The following is a 9,362-nucleotide window of genomic DNA, read 5'->3' as shown; positions in this document are numbered from 1 at the left end:
CTTTCACCCACTGGGTGAAAACAATATTTTAATAGATTATTGATATACTGGGCCTGACAATTTATTTCGTGGTTGCTATGAATAATTCAGGTTAAAACATCTCTAATAGTTCCTCCAGCAACTGCAGTGGTTATTCCAAAAATAGCAATACCATAATAATCCATCTCCTTTTCTATAGCACGAAGAGCTCCCGACATTGCAAAAGCTATAGTTCCTATAATATCAACAATCGAAATAAATTCCATTTTAACCTCCTGATTTATTTTTTATAATTTATTTATTTTTAGCTTTTAGAAGACATTTATAGTTTATAAATATAATAAAATATAAACACTTCTCATTCAAGTAAATAATAACATTTAACCTTTTAAAAAATCGATATAAAAAATATCATATTTGTTAAAAACTTTAGATTATAACCAAAAAAATAATCTATCAAGCGGTTATTTTATAACAGTTTAGAATAAATTTTAAGATCTATTCTACAATGTTAAATGAGGTGTGCTCGTATCGAGTACACCTCATAACTTAATAATTTTAAACATATAACAATTCATTCAGTTAGAGTTTTCCTCACTTATAGATATGTGAAGAGGTTTTTAATACTTATAAACTGCACTACTCAAATAGCTCAACAAAAAAAACCCTGTCACTATTAGTCTACAGGGAAAAATACACATAGTTTAGCTTTGACTGATTAAAGAAATTATTTCTTTTCTTCTTTCTTTTCAATTTCTTTCTTCTCAGGTTTTTTCTTACCTACTTTTTTCTTATCTTTCATTTTTCAGCACCTCCCTGATATTTTACCTTATTATTTGAGTCTAAACTTATTATATTACATAAAACTCGAAATAATATCTAATTATTAGATACTCCTGAAGAAAATATTATACAAAATATAACCTCCAGAAAAGCTCCATTATTTACTGAACAAAATGAAGTTTCTCTGAGGGTAAATCATCTTTAAGTGAGATGCTATTTTTATACGATTTTCCACCGTGATTTCACCGCAGTGAGCTTCAGCCACCATTAAATACCGCAGTAAAATATACAGTATTTTACAACTATATTTGATATTTTCAACACAAGATTGCTATTATGGCAGGGATAATAGAGAATACTACAAATATAAGGAACTTTGCAAAACTCTCTGAAGCCTTGAACCTAGGTTCGACTTCTACAGGGGCATTATTTGTTTTTAAAACCATTTAATTAAAATTATTAACCCTGTGTATGATAACCGCCATCCACATGAAGAATCTCTCCGGTTACCATGCTGGACAGATCACTGAGCAGATAAAGAGCACTTGCAGCAACTTCTTTCTGCTCGACCAATCTTCCCATAGGAGACCTATCTTTGAAGTTTTTCATCAAAGTTCTAAAATCAGAAATACCGCTGGCAGCTCTGGTTAAAATTGGCCCTGGCGAAAGGGCATTAACTCTAATATTGTCCCGACCTAGATCTGCAGCCAGGTATTTAACTGAAGATTCCAGTGCAGCCTTGGCAACTCCCATAACATTATAATTAGGAATCACCTTTTCTCCTCCATAGTATGTTAGGGTAACTGCTGCTCCTCCTTTTTCTTTCATAAAAGGATAAGCCAGCTGAAGAGCTTTAACATAAGAGTAAACACTTATTTCCATACTGCGCAGAAAACTACTGCGGTCAGTATCCATATATTTCCCTTTTAAATCTTTTTTGTTGGGACCACCGGCAATTGCATGGACAATAAAATCAAATTCTCCTCCAAATTCTTCTCCAATCTTATTAAAAATTTCCTCAAATTCCTGGTCATCTGTGATATCTAAACTGTGATAGCTTTTGGCTCCAATTTCTTTAAATAAAGGAATAACCTTTTCTCCAATTTTTTCATTCTGATAGGTAAAAATAAGTTCTGCTCCCTCTGACTTTAATCTCTCTGCAGTCTCCCAAGCGATAGATTTATTATTTGCTACACCCATAATTATTCCTTTTTTTCCTGACATTAATCCAGCCATGATAATTACCTCCCGCAATAAATTAATTTGGTTTTAGATGAAATGAATATTTTTTTATAAATAAAATTTTATTATTTCATATTTAATATAATTCTTCCAAAATAAAAGTATACCTTCAATTTAAAATTGTTATTTAAGATTAAAATATAAAAAAACCTATAAGAAGTTATCTTAAACTTCCTATAGGTGATAATCCTTAATTTATAATATTTTTTACTAGTAAACTAAAATATTCTTTTATAACCCCAATTACAATTATCAATTTTTATAAAGGTATTTAAATTTAAGAACGAACTTTAATAACAATTTTTCCTCTTGCATGGTGGGTTTCACTCAACTCATGTGCATCTTTTAATCCCTGTTCTGAAAATGGGAAAACCGTCCCGACAACAGGTTTTAAATTATTGTCATCAATCATTTCTGCCAGAACTGAAAGTTCTTCTCCATCAGGTATTAACCAGTGAAATTTAGCTTCAATTCCAAGCTGAGCTGCTTTTTCCTGGTCAGGTTCTTCAACAATTGAAACCAGCTTACCACCCTTTTTAAGAATATCAAAGCTTTTATCCTGGACTTCTCCTCCGAGAGTATCAATAACAAGATCATAATCTTCCAGCACCTGAGAAAAGTCATCTTCTGTATAATCAATTACCTCATCGACTCCCAGAGATTTTAAAAATTCTATATTTTTGCTGCTTGCTGTAGTTGCAACATATGCCCCCATATTTTTTGCTATTTGAACAGCAAAGCTACCAACGCCACCAGCACCAGCATGAATCAATACTCTATCTCCCGAATCCAACTTGCCTACATCTACAAGAGTCTGATATGCAATTAACCCAGCAAGTGGAACTGCAGCTGCCTCCTTAAAATCAATGTTTTCTGGCATTTTGGCAACCAGATTCTCTTTAGCTGTAGTATATTCAGCATAGGTACCACGATTTGTAAGTTCAGGTCGAACAAAAACTCGATCACCTTTATTAAGAGACTCTACCTCTTTTCCAAGTTTTTTAACTATCCCACTTGCATCCCAACCTAAGACAATAGGAAATTCTAATGACAATTTTTCTTTTAGATAGCCATATCTTAACTTCCAATCAATAGGATTAACTGCTGCAGCATGAATTTCAATTAATACTTCATCAGACTCTGGCTCTGGCTTAGCTATTTCTTCCTCTTCTAATTCTTCTTTATCTCCATACTGATCAATAACAATTGCTTTCATAATTAACACCTTCTTTTAATTATTTTAATTCCAGATTTATATAATTTTTATCTGATAATGATTATCATTACAATTTAATATAACATATCTGAAATTAAATATCAAAATTTAGAACTATACCTAATTTATCTATTAATAGTTCATATAAAAGTGAGAAGACATTTCAGGGAATATAATATTTATCAAATCTTTATATTCCTGAATAACCTGACAATCAGGTAAAAAACTATTAATCTCATTCATTGTTTTTTCTCCTAAAAATAATTTAAGAGCTACATCTATTAAAGATAAAATCCCAACATATTTATTATTTGTTTCATCATAGGCATAAAAATATATATTTTTATTTCGATTTGAGGATTTATAAAAAAGGTCATCTGCTAATTCCTTTACTTCACCATCAAATACATCATCTACTAGCTTTTTTAAATTTTCAAACTCATCTACTGTACTGGCAATTGAATATTTAATATTTCCCATTGCTCATTATACCTCCTCAGCTTTCTTTGTCACCACAGCTATTGTCTCTGATTCTTTAGAATATTTTTCTCCTGTTATATCAGAATAGTAACTGTGGTCTTTAAATCTAAATTTATTTAATAAATTACTTATACTTTCTTTAGTATAGAAATGATTATAAAGCCTATAAATTTTAATTTCTTCAGCTTCAGTCACTACAAAAGTCTGATCTAAAAATGTATCAGCTTCTGCATAAAAAAAGCTTTCTGTTAGAGCAAGATATGGATTCTCACTCCAGAATCCATTTTCTTTTATTTCCCAACTTCTTCCTAAATCATCTTTATTTCTGTTTTTATCAGTAAATATATCAAAAATGAATGTTCCCCCTGGTTTTAAAGCTTTATAAATCTTAGCCAGTAAAATATCTCTTTCCTCATTAGTAAGTGCACCAAAGTCACAAAAGATAAGTATAATAACATCAAATTCAGATTCAAAGTCAATTTTTAAATAATTTTGATAGATATATTTTATATCCAAATTCTCTTCTCTAGCTTTCTTTTTAGCATAATTTATTGAGCGCCTGGAATAATCTATTCCAGTTATAGAATAGCCAAGTTCTGCTAAACGAGAAGCATATAATCCAGGGCCACAGCCAAGATCAAGAATTTTAAGATCTTTATTTATAAAAACTTCGTTATTGAGCCACTGCACAGACTTATTTATAATAGAAATTTTCCTGCTTGCTGCATTCCACTCAGGATTGAGATGAGCTTCAAGCATTTTTTTAGAAATATGGGGGTCATCCCAGAATAAATTCTCACTCCTCTCAAATAATTTTGGCTTCTGTGATAACTTTAAAAGTTTACTAATCTCCATTTAACAACACCTTTCTTTAAATTAATCATTAAGTTCTTTATTATAAAATACTATTTCATTTATACTCTTTTTTATGCGGGCTTCTTTCTTATCTTCTGGATAACCAAAAGCAATAATCTCTGCTGGAATAAAATTCCTGGGTAATCCAAGTAATTTAGAAAGCTCATCCACTTTAAAATAAGAAATCCAGGTAGACCCTATACCATGTTCTAATGCTGCCAGTACCATATGCGTTCCGGCTATTTTACTTTGGTGTTCCTCTTGATTCAGTTTAGAATAGAGCTCTCTTTCCATCTTTTCAATTTCAGCTTCTAATTCAGGAAATCTTGCCTTTTGAATATCCCTGCCCCCGCGTTCATCTCCTACTACATCAGCACATAAAACAATTAATAGATATGCTTCTGCTATCCAGTCCTGGTTATAAGCTATTTCAGAGATTCTTTTTATTAAGTTTTTATCATTAATAACTCCAAACTTCCAGGGTTGTTCATTTCCTCCTGACGGAGATAATCTTCCCGCCTCGAGTATATAATCAATGATTTCTTTTGAAATAACTTTTTTTGAAAAGTTACGTACACTGGATCTCTTTTTCAACAATTCTAATAACATCATATATCTACTCCCTTTTAACTATCCTTAGGAGATAGATCACTCATAAAAATCATCCCCACTTTTAATGCCAGCCAGACAGCTATTTTTTTAAATATGCTTATTCTTGTTTCATAATAATATTCATCTTTATCCTTATAATATTCATAATCAGCTGGAAGATAATCTTTTACTGAAGAACTTACATTCTTAAAAAATTTGAAGCGGAAATATTTATTAAAACCCGGCACTTCTCTTCTTCCATTTAATATTGAACTATAAAAATTTTTTGCTGCTTTATTTACAGTTTTTTCTTGTTTAGCTTCTGCCTTATCAGCTAGCTCCCAGGGGGGGAGTCATATAAGTTATTTCATCAACTATTTTCGGTCCAACTCCAAAAGTGTTGCGCATTGCCTCTATAGTTTCCTTCATACCTGCTCCTCCAGAATTGGCGATCAGCATTAATTTTTGATCAAAAAATTGTGGACGATGATTACAGTAAGCAAAACGATCAATGAAATTTTTCATCAACCAGCTTACATTATAAACATATCCTGGTGAACTTAAGATCACTCCATCTGCATTTTCAATTTTTTCTTTAATCTCTGCCATATCATCTTCTATCGGGCAGAACTTACTTCCTTTTGCAACACATAAAAAACAACCACGACACAATTCTAAATTGGCTTTTTTAAGAAATAAATATTCAAAATCTATGTCGCCAAGTCTTTTCATTTCTTTCTCCACTTTTTCAACAACCTTATACCCCTGCCCCTTAACTTTGGGGCTTCCAATTACAGCCAGTATTTTCATCTCAGAATTCTCCTTTTTCTTATTTATTTATTCTTTCTTTACCAAAATATTATCAAGAACCTTATCCATCAAATCATCTCTCTCCTGATCATCATAAAAATCCATTCCAGTCACTTTCTTAAATATCTCAGCCCGCAAAAATATATGCTGAACTGTTGCTAACTGCTGTTCTGCTAAAATTTTAAGATCCAGCTCATCTTTTTCACTTCCATAAACTTCTTTTAACTGAGCAAAAATAGAATGTAGGAGTTGACTGCTGTTATCACTTTCATCTCCTCTATTTAAATCATTTAAAATAGATACTCTAGCTATTCCTGGATTCTTAGCTAAAAATTTTGCAGCCTGTTTTAACCTCATTCTAACTTTTTTTTCAGGAGTAAAATCTCTATCCTGATACTGCTCACCTGCATTAGTTATAATATTACTAATATAAGATTCTACCGCTTTATTGATTAAATTAACCTTAGTCTGAAAATGATAGTTTATCATACTAGTTGCTACTCCAGCTTCTTTTGCAATACGACGAATTGTTATTTTACTGACATCTTTCTTTTCTTTAATTAAATCAATAGTAACATCGATTATTTTATTTTTTGTATCTGAATCCTCTCTTTTCATAATCATTCCTCCAGAATAAAATATTGTTTGAATCACCGTTTAGAACGTTGTTCGATTTATGATATTATACTCCCTTATTTTTAATATGTCAAGAGAAAAATAAAAGAAATAAAAAAAGAGCTTCCAGCAAATCTAAATTAATAGACTTTCTAGAAAGCTCAGTTTGCTCAAACATTTAGTTTTTTTCAAATAATTCGCCTGCAATCTCATTAAATAATTTTCTTCTATAATCGAAAAATAATTTGACTGCTCTATCACCTATCCAATCCTCCAAAATATTATTTGGTAAAAATGGATCCTCAGTCACAATAGAATAGAATTCCCAGCCTGTATAGCCAAGTAGAGGAAGCAGTTCTTTAGTTTTAAGTTCTTTATCTTTTATTATTTCATTATTTTCATCTATCATAGATATTAATTTATTATACTCTTCTTTTAATTTCTTTAAATTAAATTCTTTTTTTAAAAATTTGCTGATATCTATTTTCGTATTTATTTCACCATTAATATTTAAATATTCTACTTCTTTTTCATTTAAAATTAAATCCATTTGATTTCCCATATTATAAGGAGAAACCCAGACATTTAACTCAATCTCTGCATAGCCCATCTCAGTTAAAATTTCAATTAAATCTGTATTTTCTACTTCACTCTTTTTAAAATCTTTGAAAATATATAAATTCCAGTTAAAATCCCAATTATTACTCTTTCTCTTTTTATATTTTAACTGAAAATTTTTCAATCCTCTTCTAAAGATATCAATATATTCATTGCCATCTTCATCCAGCACATAATAAATATCATTATCCTTCTTCACTTTTTTTATTACTTTTGATCTTGACATTCTAGATAAACCCATTCTTATTGAACTTTCACTTTTACCAAAGACTTTTAAATAACTAATTAAATCTCCCTGTTCAATCATAGCTGATCTATCTTTATATTCCTGCAGTAAATTAAAAATAAATAAGACAATCCCAGTAACACTATCTTTATTTCTTATAGTAATCCCCATCATAACCCCCCTACAATTATTTTATTTTTAAACCTTGCTTAATACTTTCTAAATAAATTCAATAAATCTAATTCAGCAATTGGACCAGCAATCATTTTATAAAATTCTTCAACTTTATCAATGTTTTTTCATATGCTGATCATATTTTCTGCTGTTAAAAAATCATCCATTTTTTCTTGTCTTTGAATATTATCCATTTTGCATCTCCTAACTATTAAAAGTTACCTTTATTAATTTTATCATACTAATAAATGATTTTTAAAGTTAAAATATTAGCTAAATGTGCTCTAATATATTTAGGAAGTATTACAAAGACCAATATTCTATCTGAAGTTTAAATGAATTTCATCTGGAAAACTTAACAAATAATATTATGAAATAAACTGTAATTTATATTCTTAAATCATCTCCTGCTTTTAATGTTTTTAACTCTGCATTTAAATTCTTCTTAAAATAGTTTAAGGCATAATCACAGGAATCATGTCCAGACAAAAACACCTTTTCTGGTTCAACCTTATTGATGGTATCTATAGTTTTTTTCAAATCAGATTCGCTTAAACTTTCCCAGGGTGGTTTTCCTGTTCCAAATATTCGCTGTAATTCAAAACCAAAACTATTTCCTCTGCCTTCTGTTAAAGGAAAATGCAGTCCTCCACCTATTGCATATATGGGTTGATCACTAATCTTTTTGACCATATCCAGTATTAGCTCTATAGTAGGATGTCCACAACCTGTAAATATAGCGAGTCCTTTATCTTTTATATTAATTATTAAGGCCTGTTCTTCAGTATAACCTAAGAAAAAGAGACTTCTTGCAAGAGGACCAGTAGTTGCTATACCAGCATTTAGAAGCTCTGGTTTTTCAATAATTACTGGATTCAAATTATCTACTTCAGCAGTATCTGGAAGGTAACAATTAATTTTACTATCCGGCAGCAGCACTTCAGGAACTTTAACAGTTTTTTCTCTAGCTGCTTTTAGTCCTCCCATGTGATCTTTATGCAAGTGAGACACTATTAATGCCTTAATCTGATTTAAATCAAAATCAAAGATTTCAGCATTACTTACTAATACATCATTTTCTCCACCATGTCCAATATCAAATAACATAGAACCATATTCAGTGCTGAAAAGATAGGAAACTCCAGCATCTCCTGAAAAGTCTTTTTTAGTTTTCCATTCAACCAACACCTTTATTTTAAGTGATTCTACTTCAGGTAATTCAATCGATTCTGCCTTTTTAATTCTTTGGGCATTTAATTTATCTGCTCTAATTTTATTATTCTTGTAATAACTATTTTTCTTAATTAGAAAAGGTATTAATAAAGGTGAAGTCACAGCTAAAAAAGGCCACAACATAGGGGATATTCTAGTTTTCATTAATATTACCTCCAATAATTTAAAATACTAATAAAAAAATTTTATAGTTTATTGTCAAAATAATTGTAATAACCAAAATCAACAAACCAGTGAATAGCTACACTAATTCCCATTCCTAATACTGGCCAGTAAAACCAATAGAAACCAGGTGAAGTTAACATATCAACTGTAAATGTAATTAGACATACCATTAAATAAGCAAATAAATGTATAAACAGTCCTTTTCTTTTTTCTTCGATCCCTTTACTCATTATTATTCCTCCTCCTCAAATTTATAACATTAATTTATATAATTTAATTATATGTTATAACATTATATTTGTCAATATTTTTTTATGTTATATTTATTTCAAAAAATAAATACCCCCAGAAAAACCATTATCTACTAAACAAATG

The 9,362-nt window shown here is 30.1% G+C and carries 12 protein-coding genes; all 12 read right to left on the bottom strand.

Translation table 11 applies throughout. The features are described from left to right. Nucleotides 1–86 precede the first annotated feature (86 nt). The gene (locus tag BW929_RS10545; RefSeq protein WP_234978094.1) at nucleotides 87–245 is read right to left on the bottom strand and encodes a trimeric intracellular cation channel family protein; all 159 of its coding nucleotides are present in this window, start codon (nucleotides 243–245) and stop codon (nucleotides 87–89) included. Between the two features lie 976 nt (nucleotides 246–1,221). Beyond that, nucleotides 1,222–1,998, bottom strand: coding sequence for an enoyl-ACP reductase FabI (locus BW929_RS10540; protein WP_076545451.1), 777 nt, complete (start codon nucleotides 1,996–1,998; stop codon nucleotides 1,222–1,224). A gap of 283 nt (nucleotides 1,999–2,281) precedes the next feature. Beyond that, nucleotides 2,282–3,220: an NADP-dependent oxidoreductase gene (locus tag BW929_RS10535; protein ID WP_076545450.1), complete on the bottom strand. Its 939-nt coding sequence runs from the start codon at nucleotides 3,218–3,220 to the stop codon at nucleotides 2,282–2,284. Nucleotides 3,221–3,352: 132 nt separating this feature from the next. Continuing rightward, nucleotides 3,353–3,700: a hypothetical protein gene (locus BW929_RS10530; protein ID WP_076545449.1), complete on the bottom strand. Its 348-nt coding sequence runs from the start codon at nucleotides 3,698–3,700 to the stop codon at nucleotides 3,353–3,355. A gap of 6 nt (nucleotides 3,701–3,706) precedes the next feature. Then, entirely contained in the window at nucleotides 3,707–4,555 is an 849-nt protein-coding gene (locus tag BW929_RS10525) for a class I SAM-dependent methyltransferase (RefSeq protein WP_084566174.1), read from the bottom strand. 21 nt (nucleotides 4,556–4,576) lie between these two features. Then, a complete protein-coding gene (locus BW929_RS10520) occupies nucleotides 4,577–5,167 on the bottom strand; it encodes a nitroreductase family protein (RefSeq protein WP_200805235.1) in 591 nt (196 codons plus the stop codon). A gap of 14 nt (nucleotides 5,168–5,181) precedes the next feature. Continuing rightward, nucleotides 5,182–5,394, bottom strand: coding sequence for a hypothetical protein (locus tag BW929_RS10515; protein WP_076545447.1), 213 nt, complete (start codon nucleotides 5,392–5,394; stop codon nucleotides 5,182–5,184). Nucleotides 5,395–5,476: 82 nt separating this feature from the next. After that, nucleotides 5,477–5,956 carry a flavodoxin family protein gene (locus BW929_RS10510; protein WP_076545446.1) on the bottom strand — a complete coding sequence of 160 codons (480 nt, stop codon included), beginning with the start codon at nucleotides 5,954–5,956 and terminating at the stop codon, nucleotides 5,477–5,479. A gap of 27 nt (nucleotides 5,957–5,983) precedes the next feature. Further along, nucleotides 5,984–6,574, bottom strand: a complete 591-nt coding sequence (locus tag BW929_RS10505) for a TetR/AcrR family transcriptional regulator (protein ID WP_076545445.1) — start codon at nucleotides 6,572–6,574, stop codon at nucleotides 5,984–5,986. Between the two features lie 175 nt (nucleotides 6,575–6,749). After that, nucleotides 6,750–7,586, bottom strand: coding sequence for a PaaX family transcriptional regulator C-terminal domain-containing protein (locus tag BW929_RS10500; protein WP_076545444.1), 837 nt, complete (start codon nucleotides 7,584–7,586; stop codon nucleotides 6,750–6,752). Nucleotides 7,587–7,976: 390 nt separating this feature from the next. Next, the gene (locus tag BW929_RS10495; protein WP_076545443.1) at nucleotides 7,977–8,966 is read right to left on the bottom strand and encodes an MBL fold metallo-hydrolase; all 990 of its coding nucleotides are present in this window, start codon (nucleotides 8,964–8,966) and stop codon (nucleotides 7,977–7,979) included. A gap of 41 nt (nucleotides 8,967–9,007) precedes the next feature. Beyond that, nucleotides 9,008–9,217, bottom strand: coding sequence for a 2TM domain-containing protein (locus BW929_RS10490; protein ID WP_076545442.1), 210 nt, complete (start codon nucleotides 9,215–9,217; stop codon nucleotides 9,008–9,010). Between the last annotated feature and the right edge of the window lie 145 nt (nucleotides 9,218–9,362).

This window comes from Halanaerobium kushneri (assembly GCF_900156285.1).
Taxonomy (GTDB): domain Bacteria; phylum Bacillota; class Halanaerobiia; order Halanaerobiales; family Halanaerobiaceae; genus Halanaerobium; species Halanaerobium kushneri.
The sequence above is the reverse complement of the archived record's forward strand: the minus strand, read 5'-3'. Positions and strand labels throughout refer to the sequence as shown.